At 62.1% G+C, this 20,109-nt stretch carries 16 protein-coding genes; 9 read left to right on the forward strand and 7 right to left on the reverse strand.

The window, feature by feature from the left end; all coding sequences use genetic code 11:
• The first annotated feature begins 87 nt into the window (after positions 1-87).
• The 3 genes from metH to V3388_RS05630 all read left to right on the forward strand — a co-directional run bounded on the left by metH (position 88) and on the right by V3388_RS05630 (position 6,228).
• Entirely contained in the window at positions 88-3,780 is a 3,693-nt protein-coding gene (gene metH / locus V3388_RS05620; protein ID WP_336366563.1) for a methionine synthase, read from the forward strand.
• Positions 3,781-4,073: 293 nt separating this feature from the next.
• A complete protein-coding gene (locus tag V3388_RS05625) occupies positions 4,074-5,726 on the forward strand; it encodes a nitrite/sulfite reductase (RefSeq protein WP_336366564.1) in 1,653 nt (550 codons plus the stop codon).
• Positions 5,719-6,228 carry a DUF934 domain-containing protein gene (locus V3388_RS05630; protein ID WP_336366565.1) on the forward strand — a complete coding sequence of 170 codons (510 nt, stop codon included), beginning with the start codon at positions 5,719-5,721 and terminating at the stop codon, positions 6,226-6,228. The genes V3388_RS05625 and V3388_RS05630 overlap by 8 nt, the downstream gene beginning before the upstream one ends.
• A gap of 15 nt (positions 6,229-6,243) precedes the next feature.
• Here the strand turns inward: V3388_RS05630 and V3388_RS05635 are convergent, their stop codons facing one another.
• The gene (locus V3388_RS05635; RefSeq protein WP_336366566.1) at positions 6,244-7,239 is read right to left on the reverse strand and encodes a YhdH/YhfP family quinone oxidoreductase; all 996 of its coding nucleotides are present in this window, start codon (positions 7,237-7,239) and stop codon (positions 6,244-6,246) included.
• A gap of 70 nt (positions 7,240-7,309) precedes the next feature.
• A complete protein-coding gene (gene sohB / locus V3388_RS05640) occupies positions 7,310-8,368 on the reverse strand; it encodes a protease SohB (protein WP_336366567.1) in 1,059 nt (352 codons plus the stop codon).
• 227 nt (positions 8,369-8,595) lie between these two features.
• Here sohB and V3388_RS05645 point away from each other — a divergent pair, with 227 nt between their 5' ends.
• Positions 8,596-8,910 (forward strand): SCP2 sterol-binding domain-containing protein, encoded by a 315-nt coding sequence (locus V3388_RS05645; protein ID WP_336366568.1) that lies wholly within the window; start codon positions 8,596-8,598, stop codon positions 8,908-8,910.
• 54 nt (positions 8,911-8,964) lie between these two features.
• Here the strand turns inward: V3388_RS05645 and V3388_RS05650 are convergent, their stop codons facing one another.
• The 5 genes from V3388_RS05650 to V3388_RS05670 form a co-directional block, all read right to left on the reverse strand.
• A complete protein-coding gene (locus V3388_RS05650) occupies positions 8,965-9,612 on the reverse strand; it encodes a multidrug transporter (RefSeq protein WP_336366569.1) in 648 nt (215 codons plus the stop codon).
• A 3-nt stretch (positions 9,613-9,615) separates the two neighbouring features.
• Entirely contained in the window at positions 9,616-11,322 is a 1,707-nt protein-coding gene (locus V3388_RS05655; RefSeq protein WP_336366570.1) for a chemotaxis protein, read from the reverse strand.
• Positions 11,323-11,441: 119 nt separating this feature from the next.
• Positions 11,442-12,152 (reverse strand): DNA polymerase III subunit epsilon, encoded by a 711-nt coding sequence (gene dnaQ / locus V3388_RS05660; RefSeq protein ID WP_336366571.1) that lies wholly within the window; start codon positions 12,150-12,152, stop codon positions 11,442-11,444.
• Position 12,153: 1 nt separating this feature from the next.
• The gene (rnhA, locus tag V3388_RS05665; RefSeq protein ID WP_336366572.1) at positions 12,154-12,597 is read right to left on the reverse strand and encodes a ribonuclease HI; all 444 of its coding nucleotides are present in this window, start codon (positions 12,595-12,597) and stop codon (positions 12,154-12,156) included.
• The gene (locus tag V3388_RS05670) at positions 12,569-13,420 is read right to left on the reverse strand and encodes a class I SAM-dependent methyltransferase (RefSeq protein ID WP_336366573.1); all 852 of its coding nucleotides are present in this window, start codon (positions 13,418-13,420) and stop codon (positions 12,569-12,571) included. Before V3388_RS05670 ends, rnhA begins: the two co-directional genes overlap by 29 nt.
• 123 nt (positions 13,421-13,543) lie before the next feature.
• Between V3388_RS05670 and gloB the strand changes: the two genes are divergently transcribed.
• The 5 genes from gloB (at position 13,544) to V3388_RS05695 (ending at position 20,108) form a co-directional block, all read left to right on the forward strand.
• The gene (gene gloB / locus V3388_RS05675) at positions 13,544-14,338 is read left to right on the forward strand and encodes a hydroxyacylglutathione hydrolase (protein ID WP_336366574.1); all 795 of its coding nucleotides are present in this window, start codon (positions 13,544-13,546) and stop codon (positions 14,336-14,338) included.
• A 124-nt stretch (positions 14,339-14,462) separates the two neighbouring features.
• Entirely contained in the window at positions 14,463-16,160 is a 1,698-nt protein-coding gene (locus V3388_RS05680) for a lytic transglycosylase (RefSeq protein WP_336366575.1), read from the forward strand.
• A gap of 8 nt (positions 16,161-16,168) precedes the next feature.
• The gene (locus V3388_RS05685; RefSeq protein ID WP_336366576.1) at positions 16,169-18,001 is read left to right on the forward strand and encodes an extracellular solute-binding protein; all 1,833 of its coding nucleotides are present in this window, start codon (positions 16,169-16,171) and stop codon (positions 17,999-18,001) included.
• Complete coding sequence (locus V3388_RS05690; protein ID WP_336366577.1) at positions 18,001-19,083, forward strand: microcin C ABC transporter permease YejB; 1,083 nt, start codon at positions 18,001-18,003, stop codon at positions 19,081-19,083. The genes V3388_RS05685 and V3388_RS05690 overlap by 1 nt, the downstream gene beginning before the upstream one ends.
• Positions 19,083-20,108, forward strand: coding sequence for an ABC transporter permease (locus V3388_RS05695; protein WP_336366578.1), 1,026 nt, complete (start codon positions 19,083-19,085; stop codon positions 20,106-20,108). The genes V3388_RS05690 and V3388_RS05695 overlap by 1 nt, the downstream gene beginning before the upstream one ends.
• Position 20,109: the final 1 nt, after the last annotated feature.

The raw sequence follows: 20,109 nt of genomic DNA on the forward strand, positions 1-20,109 counted from the left end.
GCTATGATCCCGCGCCTCGTACGTACGTGATCGTACGGATACGCCCGGCAACAAGACGTTGAAACCCGAACTGCGGAAGAAGACCCAATGACCGATCGCACCACCCGTCTGGAACAGCTCCACCAAGCCCTGAAAGAGCGCATCCTCATTCTTGACGGCGCCATGGGCACCATGATCCAGAACCAGAAGCTGGACGAAGCCGCGTTCCGGGGCGATCGGTTCCGCGATTTCGAGCGCGAGGTCCAGGGCAACAACGATTTACTCAACCTCACCCAGCCGGCCCTTCTGCGGAATATCCACGCGGAGTATTTGGACGCGGGCGCGGACATCATCGAAACCAACACGTTCAACTCCACCCAATTGTCCCAGGCGGACTACGGCATGGAATCCCTGGCCCGGGAATTGAACGTGGCTTCGGCGAAACTCGCCCGGGAAATTGCCGACGAGTACACCGCCCGCAACCCGGACAAGCCGCGGTTCGTGGCCGGCGCCGTCGGCCCCACCTCTCGCACGGCGTCCATTTCACCGGATGTAAACAACCCGGGCTACCGCAACGTTGACTTCCAGACATTGGTGGACAATTACTACGAGGCGGTGTCCGGCCTGGTGGAAGGTGGCTGCGACATCATCCTGATTGAAACCATCTTTGACACCCTGAACGCCAAGGCGGCGGTGTACGCCACCCAGCAGTTTTTCGAAGACAGCGGGATTGAGCTGCCGATCATGATTTCCGGCACCATCACGGACGCCTCCGGCCGTACCCTGTCCGGCCAGACCACCGAGGCCTTCTACAACTCCCTGGCCCACGCCAAGCCGTTGTCGATCGGCCTGAACTGCGCGTTGGGCGCGGACGCGCTCCGCCCTTACGTTGAAGAGCTGTCCAACAAGGCGGAAACCTACGTCTCCGCCCACCCGAACGCGGGCCTGCCCAATGAGTTTGGCGAATACGACCAGACCCCCGAGGAAATGGCCGAGATCATTGAAGGGTTCGCCCGGGACGGGTTCCTGAACATCATCGGTGGCTGTTGCGGGTCACGGCCCGAGCACATCGAGGCCATTGCCAACGCCGTCGCCAAGTACCCGCCCCGTGCCATCCCGGATCGCCCCAAGGCGTTGCGGCTGTCCGGCCTGGAGCCGTTCACCGGGGATGAGAACACCCTGTTCATCAACGTGGGTGAGCGCACCAACGTCACCGGCTCGAAACGCTTTCTGCGGTTGATCAAAGAAGAACAGTACGAAGAGGCCCTGAGCGTTGCCCGGGACCAGGTGGAAAACGGCGCCCAGATCATCGACATCAACATGGATGAGGGCATGCTGGATTCAAAGGAGGTGATGGTCACGTTCCTCAATCTGGTGGCCTCGGAGCCGGACATCTCCCGGGTGCCAATCATGATCGACTCGTCCAAGTGGGACGTGATCGAAGCCGGCCTGCGCTGTATCCAGGGCAAGGCCGTGGTCAATTCCATCAGTCTGAAGGAAGGCGAAGAAGCATTCGTCCAGCGGGCGCGGGACTGCATGCGCTACGGCGCCGCCGTGGTGGTCATGGCGTTCGACGAAGACGGCCAGGCAGACACCTACGAGCGCAAAACCGAGATCTGCAAGCGCTCCTACGACGTGCTCACCGGCATCGGCTTCAATCCCGCCGACATCATCTTCGACCCGAACATCTTTGCCATCGCCACCGGTATTGAAGAGCACAACAACTACGCGGTGGACTTCATCAACGCCAGCCGCTGGATTCGCGACAACCTGCCCCACGCGTCCATTTCCGGCGGTGTGAGCAACGTGTCGTTCTCCTTCCGGGGCAACGATTCGGTGCGCGAGGCCATCCACTCGGTGTTCCTGTACCACGCCATTAAGGCGGGCATGAACATGGGTATCGTCAACCCTGGCCAACTGGTGATTTACGACGAGATCGAGCCCGAACTAAAAGCCCTGGTGGAAGATGTCGTCCTGAACCGTCGGGACGACGCCACCGACCGGCTGCTGGAGGCCGCCGAGAAGTTCAAGGGCAAAGGCGGCAAGACCCAGGAGGAAGACCTCGCCTGGCGTGAGTGGCCGGTGGAAAAGCGCCTGGAACATGCCCTGGTCAAGGGCATCACCAACTACATCCTTGAAGACACCGAGGCCTGCCGCCTGAACGCCAGCCACCCGATCGAAGTGATCGAGGGGCCGCTGATGGACGGCATGAACGTGGTCGGCGACCTGTTCGGCGACGGCAAGATGTTCCTGCCCCAGGTGGTGAAAAGCGCCCGGGTCATGAAACAGGCGGTGGCCCACCTGATTCCGTTCATTGAGGCGGAAAAGACCGAAGACCAGCAGGCCAAGGGCAAAATCCTGATGGCCACGGTGAAGGGCGACGTCCACGACATCGGCAAGAACATCGTGGGCGTGGTGCTGCAGTGCAACAACTATGAAGTGATCGACATGGGCGTCATGGTGCCCTGCGAGAAAATCCTCGAGACCGCCAAAAAAGAGAACGTGGACATCATCGGCCTGAGCGGCCTGATCACCCCTTCCCTGGATGAAATGGTGCACGTGGCCCGGGAGATGCAGCGACTGGACTTCAACATCCCGCTGATGATTGGCGGCGCCACCACCTCCAAGGCCCACACGGCGGTGAAGATCGAGCCCCAGTACAAAAACGACCTGGCGGTGTACGTCTCAGATGCCTCCCGCTGCGTGAACGTGGCGTCCCAGTTGCTCAGCCGCACCGCCAAGCCGGCGTTCGTGGAGGCCGCCCGGGTGGAATACGACGAGATCCGCGAACGCCGCAAGAACCGGGGCGACCGCACCAAGCTGGTGTCCCTGAAAGAAGCCCGCGACCGCGCGCCGGACATCGCCTTCGACGGCTATGAGCCGCCTCGCCCGGCGTTTACCGGCGTTCGGGTGTTTGACGACTACGATCTGAAAGAGCTGGTGGAGTACATCGACTGGACACCGTTTTTCATCTCCTGGGACCTGTCCGGCAAATACCCGGCGATTTTTGACGACCCCAAGCGCGGCGACGCCGCCCGCACCCTGTTTAACGATGCCCAGGCCATCCTCAAGCGCATGGTGGACGAGAAGCGGGTGACCGCCCGCGGCGTGGTGGGCTTCTGGCCGGCCAACCGCCGGGGTGACGACATTGTGCTCTATACCGACGACAGCCGCTCCGAGGAACTGACGGTGCTGCACCACCTGCGCCAGCAGGATGAGAAAGCCCCGGGCAAACCGATGATGGCGCTGTCCGACTTTGTCGCCGACATCGGCCGGGACGACTACGTCGGCGGCTTTGCCGTCACCACGGGCATCGGCGCTGATGAATTCGCCGAGGAATTCCGGGCGAACAACGACGACTACAATGCGATCATGGTCAAAGCCCTGGCGGACCGGCTCGCGGAAGCCTTTGCCGAGCGCATGCACGAACGGGTGAGGAAGGAATTCTGGGGCTACGCCACGGACGAGCGGTTGGCCAACGAGGACCTGGTGAAAGAACGGTACCGGGGCATCCGCCCGGCGCCCGGCTACCCGGCCTGCCCGGACCACACCGAGAAAGGTACCCTGTTTGATCTGCTGCAGGCCACCGGCAACGCCGGCATCGAGCTGACCGAGCACTTTGCCATGTACCCGGCAGCCGCCGTTTCCGGCTGGTACTTTGCCCACCCGGACGCCAAGTATTTTGCGGTCGGCAAGATTGGGGTGGACCAGGTGGAGGACTACGCCGAGCGTAAGGGCGTGTCCAAGGCCGACGCCGAGCGCTGGCTCATGCCCAGCCTGGCCTACGACCCGGCGGAGTAATCCGCCGGGTTCCGGTTACTGGCCGGAGACCCACACCACGGCGAACGCCACCGCCAGGAGAATCAGCAGGACAGCGGCGATGGCATCCACCTCGCTGTCCGAACGCAGGCTCTTTTTCACAGTGCGTTACCTTTTTCGGTTCCCATCTTTCAGTTAAGCAGGAAATCCTTCCCGGTCCACCTTTTCTTTATCACCTGAATCGATAAACATATTTAGAAATAATCATTTTGGAAATAAAAACCCGGTGTTATCCTGCCGCTCTGATATATGCACCCTGCGGGAACGCCTGAATTATGTACGTTTACGACGAACACGACCGACAGCTCGCCCAGGAACGGGTTGCCCAGTTCCGGGACCAGACCGAACGCGCCCTGGCCGGCGAACTTTCCGAAGACGAGTTCCTGCCCCTGCGGCTCCAGAACGGTCTGTACATTCAGCGCTTTGCTCCCATGCTGCGCATCTGCGTGCCCTACGGCATGCTGCGTTCCGACCAGTTGCGCCGGCTGGCCCGCATTACCCGCGACTACGACAAGGGCTATGCGCACTTCACCACCCGGACCAACATCCAGCTGAACTGGCCGCGCCTGGAAGACGTGCCCGATATCCTCGCCGAGCTGGCCGAGGTGGAAATGCACGCCAACCAGACCAGCGGCAACTGCATCCGTAACACCACCACCGATCCGTTCTCCGGCGTTCAGGAGGACGAAATCGCCGATCCGCGCCCGTACTGCGAGATCATCCGGCAATGGTCCACCTTCCATCCGGAGTTCGCCTTCCTGCCCCGGAAGTTCAAGATTGCGGTAAACGCCTCCGAGCACACCGACCGCGCCGCTATCCAGGTGCACGACATCGGCCTGCAGATGCTGCGCAACGACGCCGGCGAGCTGGGCTTCCGGGTGCACGTGGGCGGTGGCCTGGGCCGTACGCCCATGGTCGGACCCGTGATCCGGGACTTCCTGCCGGAGCTGGATCTGCTGACGTACCTTGAAGCCATCGTGCGCGTGTACAACCGCTATGGCCGGCGGGACAACAAATTCAAAGCTCGAATCAAGATTCTGGTGAAGGCGCTCACGCCGGAAGGGTTTGCCGAGAAAGTGGAAGCCGAGTGGGCCCACATCAAGGACTCCCCCACCCGGCTGACGCGGGAAGCGGTCAGCTATTTTCAGGCCTACTTCACCGAGCCGGAGTACGAGGCCCTGCCCGACGCCACCGAGGCGCTGGCGCAGCACCGGTTTGAACACCGGGAATTCGACCGGTGGATGACCCACAACGTCGACCGCCACAAGAAGCCGGGCTACGCCATCGTGACCCTGTCCCTGAAGAAGACCGGTGTTCCGACCGGCGACGTCAGCGATTTCCAGCTTGAGCAAATGGCGGACCTGGCCGATGAGTACAGCGTCGGCGAAGTGCGGGTGACCCACGAGCAGAACGTGGTGCTGGGCGATGTGCGCCAGGACCGCCTGTTTGAACTGTGGCAGCGCATCCAGCCCCTGGGCTTTGCCACCGCCAACCTCAACACCCTGACCGACATTATCTGCTGCCCGGGTGGTGACTATTGCTCCCTGGCCAACGCCAAGTCGATCCCGGTGGCGGAGGCCATTCAGCGCCGGTTTGACGATCTGGACTACGTCTACGATCTGGGCAAGATCGACCTGAACATTTCCGGGTGCATGAACGCGTGCGGCCACCACCATGTGGGTAACATCGGGGTGCTGGGCGTCGACAAGAAAGGCGCCGAGTTCTATCAGGTCAGCCTCGGAGGCGAATCCCACCACAACGCCAGCATCGGCAAAATCCTGGGGCCCTCCTTTGCCCAGGAGGACATGCCTGAAGTGATCGCCAAGATCATCGACGTATACGTAGAGCGCCGGACGGAGGAAGAGACGTTCCTCGACACCTACCAGCGCATCGGAATGGATCCTTTCAAGGAGCGGGTTTATGCCTAATGTGATCGCACCGGATGGCAGCATTCGCCAGGACCAGTGGGTTGTCGTACCCCGCCCGGACGACGGCGAATCCCTCGACCTGCCGACCAATCAGCCCGCGCTGATTCCGGTGGACCTGTGGGTGGCTGGTTACGAGCATTACGCCGGCCGGAAGGACATTGGCGTCTGGTTCGACAGCGACCAGGAGCCCGAGCAGCTCGCTGCCCATGTAAACGAACTGCCGGTGATTGCGGTGAACTTCCCGAAGTTCAGCGATGGCCGGGGCTACAGCACCGCCCGGCTGCTGAGGGAGCGTTACGGGTACCGCAACGAGTTGCGGGCCGTTGGTGACGTCCTGCTGGACCAACTCCAGTTCATGAAGCGCTGTGGGTTTGACGCCTACGTGCTGCGGGCCGACAAGGACATCACCAAGGTCGGCCAGTGCCTGAACTTCTTTTCCCTGGCCTACCAGGCGGCAACGGACACTGACGTTCCGATGTTCCGCCGCCGCCTCGCGTCCTGAGGCACACCACGCCCCTCAGAGGGCGTGGTTCAGCACAATCTTTCCAGTTGACTCGCCCTTGAGGAACGCCTTGAGGGCCCTATCCAGGTCGCCCCGGGCAATTTCACGCGCGGCATTCTCGGTCTTTTCGCATCGCCACTCGCCGGCGAACTTCTCCCAGATGGCGATTTTGTCCGACAGCGGAATCTCCACAGAATCCACGCCCAGCAGGTTCACGCCCCGCAGAATAAAGGGCAACACAGTCGTGGGAAGCTGAGGGCCTGCGACCAACCCGCAGATGGCCACGGAGCCCCCCGGACGAATCTGTTTGAGCAGCTCGGCGAGCGGCGCGCCGCCGACGGTGTCGATGGCGTTGGCAAAAGCCGGCTTCAGTAACGGTCTTTTCTCTTCCGCGAGCGTCTCGCGACCCACGACATCCCGGGCTCCCAGTGCTTTCAACGCATCGGTCTGGTCCGCCTTGCCGCTGATGGCAATGACTTTGAACCCCAGGTGGGACAGGAGTTCCACCGCAACGCTGCCCACCGCGCCGGTCGCCCCTGTCACCGCCACCGGGCCCTGCTCAGGCTGAGCGCCCATTCTGAGCAGTTTGCTCACGCACAGGCCGGCGGTCAGCCCAGCGGTGCCATACACCATGGCGGTGCGGTCAGACCAGCCTTCGGGCAGAGGCACGCACCAGGCCGACGGCACCCGGATGTATTCGCCAAAACCACCGTCCGTGTTCATCCCCAGATCGTAGCCGGTGACGATGACCGGGCTGCCAACGGCCGGCGCGCCGGTGGACGATTCGACCACCTCACCGGCGGCGTCAATGCCCGGGGTGTGAGGGAACTGACGGGTTACGCCTTTGTTGCCGGAGGCGGAAAGCGCATCTTTATAGTTCAGTGACGAATAGCGAACGCGGATAAGGACCTCGCCCGGCGGTAGGGCGTCGGTGCTCAGGGTCTGCTCACGGCCCTGATACTCCCCGTCGTTCTCTTCGACGCGCCAGGCGCTGAAAGTCTGTGCTGTCATTATCGTCTCCCCTTTGAGCGGCCGACGGCAGTCTGGGTTCAGAGTGACGCCGGTGCCATTGTTGTTTTGATCAGTGCAGGTTCCGATTGCGCAGAGCACCGAGTACCCGCCAGGCGGTATGTTCGAGCGCGCTGCTGACCGCCAGCCCAAGACGCTCGGGCAAGGTCCGGCGCCGCTGGAATGACACCGACACTACGTCGGCGCGCTCGCAGGCTTCAATGAGATATTCGTCGGAGGTCTGGATCCGGTCGATCAGCTTCACATCGAGGGCCCGGCGGCCAAACCAGATGTCCCCGTTTGCGACGCTGGCGATGTCAACCTGGGGCCGGCGCTCGCTCACGTAGTCTTTGAACAGGCCATGAGTGTCCTCAAGATCCTGAAGGAATTTCTGGCGGCCCTTCTCGGTATTTTCACCAAATACCGTCAGGGTCCGCTTGTGCTCGCCCGCAGTGAGCACCTCGAAATCAACGTCGTTCTTCTTGAGCAGCCGGTGAAAATTCGGCAGCTGCGCCACCACGCCAATGGACCCCAGTACCGCGAACGGTGAGGCCACGATCTGGTCCGCCACGCAGGCCATCATATAGCCGCCACTGGCCGCAACCTTGTCCACACAGGCGGTCAGCTTGAGGCCTTTGCTGCGGATTCGGTCCAGCTGAGCGGCGGCCAGACCGTACGCGTGTACCAGTCCGCCCCCGCTCTCCAGGCGAATGACCACCTCGTCGTTGGCCGGATCGGCCACGCTCAGGACAGCGGAGACCGAACGCCGGAGCTGGTCGGTATCGCTGGCCTTGATGTCACCGTCGAAATCGATCACGTACACCCGGGACGTGGCAGCCTCTGCCGCCTCGTTGCCGCTGGCCGCCGCTTTCTTCTGCTTCTTCTCGGCTTTCTGAACTTTCTTCCGGGCTTTCTGGAACGCCTTGCGCTCGGTGTCGTCCATCAGCCGGGCCTGGATGGATTCCTTGAGCTTGCGGTAGGTGTCGTTCAGCTTCTGGACCCGAAGCTCGCCCTCACCTTCCGGGCGATCTCGTTTTGCCGCTGAGAGGATGACGGACACCACGACGATGACGGCAACCACAAACGTCACGATTTTGGCCAGGAACAGGCCGTATTCGGTCAGAAATTCCAAGGTGTGCACTCCCGGTAAACAGTTGATCAGAGTGTAACTTACCGGGTCAGGCCTGATAAGCAAGGGCAAAAATTAAAACAAGCGTTCGATCAAGCTTGACACACCTGGATGCTCACCATAAAGTCGGATGGCGAGGGCGGCTAGCCCGGGTGCCGGAGTACAGGCTCACAACGCCACGGACCGCAAGCCGTTGCCATGACAAGACAACCATTCGAAAGGGTAAACCAATGTCGGTAGCTCAGGTATTTGAAAAATTCGAACAGAACTTCAACGCAGATGCCGCCCAGGGCATGGATCTGGTGTTCCAGTTCGACATCGAAGACGACAAGACCTACCACCTGGTCATCAAGGACGGCACCTGCAAACTGCACGAAGGCGCCCATGACGATCCCTCCGTCACCCTGATCATGAATTCCGAAACGCTGCAGGGTATCGTGTCCGGCGAGACCGATGGCATGCAGGCGTTTATGGCTGGGCAACTGCGCGCCGAAGGGGACATGATGCTGGCGACCAAGCTGGGCGAACTGTTCAGCATCGGTTGATCGTGCTGGTGTTAAAAAAACCTGCCTCCGGGCAGGTTTTTTTATGGGTGGACGTTACTGCCCCCAGCGAGCCACCGCCTGCCGGGCCTGGTCGTTGGTGGGCACCGCAACCAGCCCGCTGGAGGACAGCCGAACATCAAACTGGGCGCCGTCGCCCATCGGCATGAAGGTGGCGTTGCCGTAAACACCCTCTATGAAAGGCAGATTGAACGTGCGATCCAGCGCCCAGAGGTCCGGCCAGGAGGCCTCGGACAAACCAATCACCGAGCGGGGGGCGTTTCGCTCCTGCTCCAGGGAGGTATAACGGCCGCTGAGGCGCTCCAACTGATAGCCTGGCGCCAGCCCCAGCCATCGAAGCGGCCCCGCCAGCCTCAGAATCCGCGCGTCCATCTGCCACTGATCACCCAGGATCATGGCCTGAACGGGCGCCCCGCTCTCGGTTTCCACCGTTACCCGCCAGCGCTGCGGCCCAGCCTGAACGGTACCGATTCGCGCTACGGTCTGCATACCCTCGAGGGCGTCATAGCGGGTCAGGGTGATGCCGAGGGTTAACGCATAGAGCCCGAGCAGGAGCACGGCGAATACCGCCATGCCCTTGAGCCAGCCCAACAACCAGCGTGGGCGAAGGAAGAACAGCAGGCTGGCCACCACCAGCACCACACCAACGCCGATGAGCACCACGGTGGCCATCGAGGAGGACATGGCTTAAAGGCCCACGTCCGCCAGGGAGGATTCCGCCAGCTTGAGCAAGTCGACGTTGCGCTCCTCCCGCTGACCAATACTTTCGATGTAATACTCCAGGGACGTCAAACCGTCCGCCAGCGCCTCAAGCACTTGCCCGGACGGTGCTTCCCGGGCGTCCAGCAGGCGCTCCTGAATGGAGGCAGCCACTCGCTCGAGCACGTCGGCGGCCGACGGATCGTTGATCATCTGGAGCCCGCCCCAGATGCTGTGCAGGGTGACCGGCAGGTTGGCCAGGTGGAGTTTGTCGTAATCCGATTCGACGAACGCGGTGATTGCCCGCTTGGCCAGGGTCAGCGCCGCCCTCGCCTCGTCCGCCACCACAATCAGCGCCTCGCGCAGGTACACCGACTCTTCCCGGTGGTGCTGGCTGTTAGCCAAAGCGTCGGTTTCGGAGGTAATGCCCCGGGTGACAATCTGCATTACCGCGTCTTCAACCCCGAGCACCGAATCGGCCAGCCGGTACAATTCCTCATCGTCGGGCAACCGCTTATCGCTTTCCCACGCCCGCAGCCGGCCCGCTTCTTCCCGGGCAACGGCGGACAGTTTGTTCAGGTCCAGCATCACCAGAATGCTCGCCAGACGCTCCAGTGCGGTCGCGATGGATGACAGCTCCGCCAGGTCCGGCTCGATGCCCCGTTCAATGATGTCGAGCTTGTCCTTGAGCTGATTCAACTCGTCCTGCAACGCATCGGAAAGCGGCTTGAGGACGTCCACGCCTGGGCCGTAAAGGCGCCGGGCGTGGGCCTCAAGCATGGCGTCCGGAAACTGGGCGGGCGCGACATGGAACGCGGACAGCACGCGGGTGACTTCCGGATTGGCCGAGCCGCTGCGGTACAGCAGGTAAAGAAGATCGCGAATCAGGGAATCGGGCGCGTCCTTGGCGGTCGCCACTTTGCCCACGTAGACCACTTCCCGGGCGTAGCGCTCGATCCGCATCAGCAGCCGCTTGCGGGATTTGGTAAAGATCATCGCCCGGTCGAGCATGGTGTCGGCCACCACCGCCAGCAAACACCACATCTGCGCCATGGGCGCCTCGCGGCACAGGCGGGCAAAGCCTCGGGCAGCACGTCCAAGCAGGCGTTTATTGACAGGATCATTACGCTCGCGCAGAACGCCCAGCAACGCAATCTGGAACATCAGTCGCATGCGTCGGGCGAGCACATCGTAGTCATCGGCGTCGCCGTCAAACGGCGCCAACTGGGCGCCGGCACAGAAATCCGGGCGTTCGCGAACGTCTACCTCAAAGAACCGGGATTCGGGGTACGGCTTTTCCTTACGGGCTTCCCGCAGGTCATTGATCACCGGCAACAGCAGCTCAGGATGGTCGGCGCGTTCCCGGTGGTAATACTCAACATAACGGCGGAGGATAAACAGCGCGCCGTTGAGGGTGGTCAGCAGAATATTCTTGTCGTCATTGGCCCCGACCGGCACGTCGTTGGCCATGGCCACGGCTTCCTGGCACAGCAACGTCCCGCCCCGCAGCTCCACCAGAATAAAGATACCCCTCAACTGATTGAGGTAGTCGACACAGTTCTGAAGGTCTTCACCACTCTCGCGATTCTCCTGAAAGCGCTCGAGGCTGGCTTGTGCCTGTTTGATGGTCTGTTCAATTTCACCCCTGACCAGATCAAACGACTGCGATTTCGTCGCCAATGACGATTGAACCATATACGCTTCCTGTGTGTGATTCGCAGAGAAAAATGGCGAACTTATCATTACTTATAACACAAATTTCACGCGCCTCAACAAAGCCCGTCTGTAACAAAAGGTACAACGTAAACGGGTTCTCACTCCGCGGATTGCCACTTTCTCCAAAGGCTTTTGCCAGCCTGTTTGTCCAGCAGGTCCAGGAAGGTTTCGTGGGCGTCCGCCTCGTCGTCGGACGCGCGCACAACCGCCAGTGCGGGACGGTTACCGTCCAAGCGGCGAACGCCGGTGCCACCGCCCCCGTTCGAAAATCCAGCGTCCAGGGACAGCGCGGTCTGGCCACCCGTCATCAGCAGGTAGACGTCCGCCAGGATTTCCGCGTCCAACAGCGCGCCGTGCAGCTCCCGATTGCTGTTGTCCACGCCGTAGCGTTTGCACAGCGCGTCCAGGTTGTTCTTCTGGCCCGGGTGTTTGGCCCGGGCAATGGCCAGGCTGTCGACGATGCCACAGTGGTCCGCGGTTTTGCGAACCGGCTTCAGGCGGCCGAACTCAGCGTCCATGAAACCCACGTCAAAGGCCGCGTTGTGGATGACCAGTTCGGCGCCCCTGATGAATTCAAAAAACTCGTCGGCGATGTCCGCGAACACCGGCTTGTCCGCCAGGAATTCGTTGGTGATGCCGTGAACAGAGATGGCCTCCGCCTCCACTTCCCGCTGGGGATTGATATAGACGTGGTAGTTGCGTCCGGTCAGGGACCGTTCAATCACCTCGACGCAGCCTATCTCAATAATACGGTGGCCGTCGTTCGGGTCGATGCCCGTGGTTTCGGTATCCAGTACGATCTGTCTCATCTCACGCCTCTGTCAGTTCGTCCACGCCACGGTTTGCCAGCGCATCGGCCAACTCGTTGTCCGGAATGCCGGCGTGGCCTTTTACCCAGTGCCACTTGATGGTGTGCCGGGCGGCCTCGTCATCCAGCGCCCGCCACAGGTCCTCATTCTTGACCGGCTTTTTCGCCGACGTTTTCCAGCCGTTGCGCTTCCACCCTTTCATCCATTCCGTGATGCCCTTTCGCACGTATTGCGAATCGGTGTATAGATCAACCTCGCAGGCCCGCTTGAGCGCCTTCAGCCCCTGAATGGCCGCCATCAGCTCCATCCGGTTATTGGTGGTATTGGCTTCTCCGCCGTGCAGGGTCTTGACGGCATCACCGTAGCGCAGGACAACGCCCCAGCCGCCGCGGCCAGGGTTGCCTTTGCAGGCGCCATCAGTGTACAGGGTGACGTTTCCGGGCATTCGTGCTCCCAAGGTCAGGATCGTTGGTGGTTCGATGAGTCGTTTGCAGTTGCCGTGACAGGCCGACAGAGCCCGTGCCCGGTAACGCGATGACTTTGCTGGGGCGCCACACGGGACGCCGGGGCAAGCGGCCATACACCCGCTTTTTGGCGAGGATGCCATAGTAGGCGCCCAACGGCATCAAACGGCTGTCGGACAGTCGTACGTCCAGCCGCCGGTCGGGACGGCGCCCGCTGCGCTGCAGTGGCAGGCGCAGAAAACGGGTCACTGACCCCTCTACGGCGAATCCGAGCAAACGCAGCCAGTCTTCCATCCGGCCACGGCTCAGAAAGCGGCCACCCCAGGGGCCTTCGTGGGCCCGGGAGATCAGACGGCGCGCACCCCAGAGGCTGACCGGGTTAAACCCCAGCAGTAATATCGTGCCCTCGCCCCGGAGTACCCGTGCCGCCTCCCGAAGCACCTGGTGCGGCGACACGGAAAAATCCGCGCTGTGGTGAAGGATCACCAGGTCCATGGCGTCGGACGGTAGCGGCAGTTCGTCGGAATCGCAGACCACCACGCCGTCGGGCATGTGGGAAAACCAGCGGGGCGTGGTGATGATTCTCTGGGCGAAATCGGTACCGGTTGCCAGCGGAAGACGGTGACTGACGCCCACCTGGAGCTGTCGGGCACCGGCCATTTCGCCCAGCTCCAGATCGCAGAAGCGCCGCTGATCCGCCAGCAACGCCCGGCCAAGGGGCGTCTGGAACCAGCGTTCGAAACTGTCGTGGCGTTCCCGGTAGTCGAGCGTGCCGGCGTCGTCCAACGGTGATCTGTCGTTCATGGGCTGCCTGACCGGTATCTGGGCGTTGCTGGCCGGAACCGGGTGTCCGGTTGGGGCGCTGAGTGTAATCCATTATCATAGCAGGCGACATCCGCGAACACACAGCGAGCGAGAGGAGCAGCCATGCCCAGCATTTCCGAGATTCCAGCCCTGAGCGACAACTATATCTGGTGCGTGGCCGACGCCGGCCAGGCACTGATTGTCGATCCGGGCCAGGCTGCTCCGGTGCTCGACCACCTGCACCAGCAGCGGCTTACGCTGGACACCATTCTGGTGACCCATCACCACCCGGACCATGTTGGCGGCATCAAGGAACTGATCAAGGCGTTCCCCGGTGTCCGGATCATTGGCCCGGCGGATTCGCCGTTCAGCGGCAGCACGGAGACGGTCACTGCTGGTGACACCTTCGGCTGGGGCCCCATGACCTTCCGGGTACTGGGCGTACCCGGGCATACCCTGGACCACATCGCCTATTTCTGCGAGAGCGGTGCCGGGGCCACTCCGGCACTGTTCTGTGGCGATACCCTGTTCGTGTGCGGCTGTGGCCGACTGTTCGAGGGAACGCCCGCCCAAATGCGCCAGTCCCTGCAATCCCTGCGGGCGCTGCCGGATCAGACTCAGGTCTACTGCGCCCACGAGTACACCCTGGCCAATCTCGCCTACGCCCGGCACCTGCTCCCGGATGACGACGATCTCGCCGCCTTCGAAGCCCGATGCCGGGACGCCCGGGGCCGGAATGCTCCCACAGTGCCATCGACACTGGGCGACGAAAAATCCCTCAATCCCTTCCTGCGCTGGGACGACCCGATGGTGGTCAGCGCCGCGCGCCGCTATGCGCTCAGTGAGGGATTGCCCGCGGATTCCGACGACGCCGTCTTCGCCGCCATCCGCCACGGAAAGGACCATTTCCGGGGCTGAAACCGGCGGCACCACGCCCTCGGGGTCACAATCTGTTGCGTCACCGTAACGAGCGGTTTCTTGACCCTGAAAAGCCCGCTTACATAGAATCGTTGCGGTTTTAAGTCACCTCCCGGAAATGTGTATGTCGGCGAATCGTTTAGCCTGCCTGTTGCTCGTCAGTTCCCTGTCCACAGGTTGCACCACCCTGTTTTCCCAGAACGGCGACCCCGTCGACTCCAATCGTGCCACCGTTGCCACAGGCGACGAGTCTCTGAAGGATGCGGTCCAGAACGACGAATCCGCGGAGGAAGCCAGTGACGGTCGCCTGGACGACGCCATTGCACCAGAGCTTCAGGCCGAGGCCCGTGAAGCCCGGGAACGATTGGAAGAAGGTGGCACCAAAAACGCGGAAGCGGCCACCGACGACGATCTCTGGCAGCACCTGCGCGCCGGGTTTGCGCTGGATCACTCCGTGGACAACGAAGCGGTCCGCGAACAGTTGGCCTGGTACGCCAAACACCCGAAGTACATGCGCCGGGTGGTCGACCGGGGCAGCCGCTACCTGTATTACATCCTGTCGGAAACCGACAAACGCGGCCTACCCTCAGAGTTTGCCCTGCTTCCTGTGGTGGAAAGTGCCTTTGATCCGTTCGCTTACTCCCACGGCCGCGCTGCGGGCCTGTGGCAGTTCATCCCCTCCACCGGCAAATACTACGGCCTGACCCAGAGCTGGTGGCACGACGACCGGCGCGACATCATCAACGCGACACAGGCGGCGTTGACCTACCTGGAGCGGCTGACCGAGCGCTTCGACGGCAACTACCTGCTTGCCCTGGCGGCGTACAACAGTGGCGGTGGCACCGTTTCCAGCGCCATACGCAGCAACCAGAACGCCGGTCGGCCTACGGACTTCTGGTCACTGAGCCTGCCGCCAGAAACCCGCCAGTACGTGCCCAAGCTGATCGCCCTGGCGAAGATCTTTGACGACCCGGAAGCCTTCGGCATCACGCTACCCGCCCTGAAGAACGAACCCTATTTCGAAGTGGTTAACACCGGCTCCCAGCTGGATCTGGCCCAGGCGGCAAAACTGGCCGGCGTTGATATCGAAGAGATCTACCTGCTGAACCCGTCTTACAACCGGTGGGCCACCAACCCGGACGGACCGCACCGCCTGTTGGTGCCCAAACAACGGGCAGCGGCCTTCCAGCAGGCCCTGGCGTCGTTCCCCAAGAGCCAGCGGGTATCCTGGAAAAATTACAAGGTCCGTTCCGGCGATAGCCTGAACACCATTGCCAAACGGTTCAAAACCACCCCGAACGTGATCGAGCGCGTCAACAAGCTGAACTCCGATCTGATCATCGTCGGCCAACAGCTGCTGATTCCCTCCGCCACCCGTGGCGCTGACGCCTATTCCCTGAGCGCCGCCCAACGCCTGGCTCGCACCCAGGATCGCAAACGCCAGGGCTACAAACTGGGCTACACGGTGCGTCAGGGCGACACCTTCTGGGACATTGCCCGGGATCACGGCGTGACGGTCCGTCAGCTCGCCGCCTGGAACGGCATGGCGCCCGGGGACCCCCTGTTCCCGGGCAAGAAACTGGTGATCTGGTCCGACTCTCCCAAAGGCGGGACGGTGCTGGCCGCCAACAGCCTTCGGGGCAAGGCGATGATCCGCAAGGTGGGCTATCGGGTCCGAAAGGGCGACTCGCTCGCGGCGATTGCCAGCCGGTTTTCGGTAAACGTGAGCGACATCGCAAGCTGGAACGACCTGAATACCGCCCGTTATCTGCAACCCGGGCAAAGTCTGGTACTCTACGTCGACATTCGTAACAGTCCGTAACAACACCTATGACACGTCCCCGACTTGCCCTGTGGTTCCGCGTCGGCCTGACTGCCCTGGCCGGCCTGATGACGCTGTCCGCCAGCGCCGCTGGCGCCCCCGCCTCCGAAGCAAACCTGACGCATCAACACGGCCTTTCCATGTATGGGGACCTGAAGTACCCCAGGGGGTTTGACCACTTCGACTACGTGAATCCGGAGGCTCCCAAGGGCGGCACCCTGCGGTTGTCTGTGGTGGCCAACGGCTACGATTCGTTCAACCCGTTTGACGTCAAGGGCGTATCCGCCGCCGGCGTAGGCAGCTACCTGTACGACACGCTGCTCGAAGCATCGGCCGATGAGCCGTTTTCCGAGTACGGTTTGATCGCCGAGTCTGTCGAGGTGCCCGACGATCGCAGCTACGTGGTGTTCAACCTGCGCCCGGAAGCCCGCTTCCAGGACGGCCAGCCGATCACCGCCGAGGACGTGAAGTTCACCTTCGACACGCTGGTCACCAAAGGCCATCCGTTCTACCGGAACTACTACGCGGACGTAAAAGACGTGGTGGTTGAGAACCCGCACCGGGTTCGGTTCGATTTCCGGGGCACCACCAACCGGGAGCTTCCCCTGATCGTCGGCCAGCTCCCGGTGCTGCCCAAGCATTACTGGAAAGACCGCGACTTTGGCGATAACAGCCTGACGCCCCCCGTGGGCAGTGGTCCTTACCGCATCGCCGATTTCGAAGCCGGCCGCTCCATTACCTTCGAGCGGGTCAAGGACTACTGGGCGAAAGACCTGGGCGTTCGCAAGGGTCGGTTCAACGTGGACCGGATCCGCTACGACTACTACAGCGACGACACCGTCGCCCTGGAAGCGTTCAAGGCCGGCAACTTCGATTTCCGTCTGGAGGCCTCCGCGAAGAACTGGGCCACCGCCTACACCGGTCCGATGTTCGAGAACGGCTCTGTGGTCAAGGAAGCCATTGAGCAGGAGCGCCCCGCCGGCATGCAGGGGTTCGCCTACAACACCCGTCGCGCTGTCTTCAGCGATCCGAAGGTTCGCCGCGCGCTCGCTTACGCCTTTGATTTTGAATGGGCGAACAAGAACCTGTTCTACGGCCAGTACACCCGCACGGACAGCTATTTCGAGAACAGCGACCTGGCCTCGAGCGGCACGCCCTCCGACCAGGAACTGGCGCTGTTGGCGCCCTACCGCGACCAGCTGCCACCGGCGCTGTTCTCCACGCCCTACGAGCCGCCCACTACCGACGGTAAGGACGGCCTGCGGGGCAATCTGCGCACCGCACTGGAACTGTTGAGGTCCGCCGGCTACCAGATCAAAGATGGCAAGATGGTCAACCAGGCCACCGGCCAGCCGCTGGCGTTTGAGATCCTGCTGTTCCAGCAAAGCTTCGAGCGGGTGGTGCTGCCCTTCAAGAACACCCTGGCGCGTCTGGGCATTGATGTGAACGTGCGCCTGGTGGACACCAGCCAGTACATCCGCCGGGTGCGGGATTTTGACTTCGACATGATTGTGCAGACCATTCCCCAATCGGATTCGCCGGGCAACGAGCAGCGGGAATACTGGTCGTCGGCCACCGCCAACGTCACTGGCTCCCGCAATTATATGGGCGTGAGCAGTCCGGTGGTGGACGCGCTGGTGGACAAGGTCATTCAGGCACCGGACCGGGAGGCCCTGGAGACCCGGGTGCACGCTCTTGACCGGGTGCTCCTGTACGGCTACTACGTGATTCCCCAGTGGCACCTGACCCGGGACCGGGTCGCCTACTGGCGCAAACTGCACCGGCCGGAGATCACACCCAAGAACGGCATCGACCTGAACGACTGGTGGATTGAACCCTGATGGGGGTATACATCCTCCGTCGCCTCGCCCTGATCATCCCGACCCTGGTCGGGATCATGCTGCTGAACTTCCTGATCGTGCAGGCCGCCCCCGGCGGACCGGTTGAGCAGATGATCGCGCAAATTGAGGGCCACGGCGGCAACACCCTGGCCCGCGCCGGCGGTGGCGGTGGCTCGGAAGTGGCCACCGGGTCCGGCGACACCCGGGCCTCCCGCGGCCTGCCGGAAGGGCTACTCGACGAAATCCGCACCATGTATGGCTTCGACAAGCCGGCTCCCGAACGCTTCCTGATGATGCTCAAAGACTACGCCACCTTCGATTTCGGCGACTCCTTCTTCCGGGACAAGAGCGTCACGGAGCTGATTGTCGATAAACTCCCGGTGTCCATCTCCCTCGGCCTCTGGTCCACCCTCATCATCTACCTGGTCTCCATTCCCCTGGGCGTGCGCAAGGCGGTCTATGACGGCTCCCGGTTTGATGTCTGGACCAGCTCGGTCATTGTCATCGGTTACGCCATCCCCGGTTTTCTGTTCGGCATGCTGCTGATTGTGTTGTTCGCCGGCGGCAGCTACCTGGACTGGTTCCCGCTCCGGGGCCTGACCTCGCCCAATTTCGAGCAGCTGACCTGGTACCAGAAAATCGGCGACTACTTCTGGCACCTGGCGCTGCCGGTGACCGCCAACGTCATTGGCGGCTTTGCCACACTAACCCTGCTCACCAAGAACTCGTTCCTGGATGAAATCAGCAAGCAGTATGTGGTCACGGCCCGAGCCAAGGGCCTGGACGAGCGCCGGGTGCTCTACGGTCACGTGTTCCGCAACGCCATGCTGATTGTCATTGCCAGCATGCCGGGGGTACTGGTCGCCCTGTTCTTTACCGGCTCACTGCTGATCGAAGTCATCTTCTCCCTGGACGGCCTGGGGCTGCTGGGCTTCGAATCGGTTCTGAACCGTGACTTCCCCGTGGTCTTTGGCACCCTTTACATTTTCACCCTGATGGGATTGATGCTGAAGCTTGTTAGCGACGTTACCTACGTGCTGGTGGACCCGCGCATCGACTTTGACAGCCGGGAGGGGGCCTGATGGGTTGGAAGCTGTCCCCCATCCAGCAGCGCCGTCTTAGGAATTTCCGCGCCAACCGCCGGGGGTACTGGTCGCTGTGGGTGTTCCTGGTGCTGTTTGGCCTGTCCCTGTGCGCGGAACTGATCGCCAACGACAAACCGCTGATGCTGTCCTACAAGGGTGACCTTTACTTCCCGGTCGTCCAGACCCTTCCGGAGGAGACCTTTGGCGGCTTCCTGCCCACCGAAGCGGACTACCGGGACCCGTACATCCGCGAGGAAATCGAGCGTAACGGCTGGATCCTCTGGCCGCCGATTCCGTTCAGCTATGACACCATCAATTACAACCTGGACGTGCCCTCACCGGCGCCACCGAGCGCGGTCAACTGGCTCGGCACTGACGATCAGGGCCGGGACGTGGCGGCCCGGGTGATCTACGGCTTTCGCATTTCCGTGCTGTTCGGCCTGATCCTGACCCTGATCAGCTGCGTGGTGGGCATTGCCGCCGGCGCCCTTCAGGGCTACTACGGCGGCAAAGTGGACTTGCTGGGCCAGCGGTTTATCGAAATCTGGTCCGGGCTGCCGGTGTTGTACCTGTTGATCATCCTGTCGAGCATTGTTCAGCCCAATTTCTGGTGGCTGCTGGGCATCATGGTGCTGTTCAGTTGGATGGGGCTGGTGGACGTGGTGCGGGCCGAGTTCCTGAGGGCGCGCAACTTTGAGTACGTGAAAGCGGCCCGGGCACTGGGGCTGGGCAACCGGCAGATCATGTTCCGGCACATTCTGCCCAACGCCATGGTGGCCACCCTCACCTTCCTGCCGTTCATCCTGACCGGCGCCATTACCGGCCTGACGTCACTGGATTTCCTGGGGTTTGGCCTGCCCCCGGGCTCGCCGTCCCTGGGCGAGCTGATCGCCCAGGGCAAGGCCAACCTGCAGGCGCCCTGGCTGGGGCTGTCGGCGTTTGTGTCCCTGGCCCTGCTGCTGACCCTCCTGGTGTTCGTCGGCGAAGCCGTCCGCGACGCGTTTGATCCGAGAAAGCACTGAC

It is taken from the genome of Marinobacter sp. C2H3, from assembly GCF_037080155.1.
Classification (GTDB): Bacteria; Pseudomonadota; Gammaproteobacteria; order Pseudomonadales; family Oleiphilaceae; genus Marinobacter.